At 52.6% G+C, this 331-nt stretch carries 1 protein-coding gene; it reads right to left on the bottom strand.

Annotated elements, in window-relative coordinates; all coding sequences use genetic code 11:
* Window positions 1–321 (bottom strand): MerR family transcriptional regulator (locus J3L16_RS16070; protein WP_242698889.1); only part of this gene is annotated, 321 nt, incomplete at its 3' end.
* Between the last annotated feature and the right edge of the window lie 10 nt (window positions 322–331).

The following is a 331-nucleotide window of genomic DNA, read 5'->3' as shown; positions in this document are numbered from 1 at the left end:
GTAAGCAAGCAGATCGGCACAACGATCAAGATCTTCTCGGCGCTGCGCAAGCAACGCATCATGGGCACGCAAAATCGTCAGGCGTTCAGGAATGGTGTGGGAGCCAGCATGAACCAAACGGGCAAATCGCAACATGACCTCCATCGACATGCCCGTTTTGCGTAACCAATACAGAATAGTCATCCAATTGATGTTGTCGGCGCTGAATTGGCGATGGCCACTGGTGTCGCGAGCGACGGGTGGCAAAATCCCTTGTTTTTCGTAATACCGGATCGTGTCGGCACTCAATCCTGTTTCTTGGGCAGCTTCATTGATACGCATGTGGTCCTCC

This window comes from Alteromonas sp. 5E99-2, from assembly GCF_017368475.1.
GTDB lineage: Bacteria > Pseudomonadota > Gammaproteobacteria > Enterobacterales > Alteromonadaceae > Alteromonas_F.
Note: the sequence above shows the minus strand (reverse complement) of the source record. Positions and strands in the feature narration are given on the sequence as shown.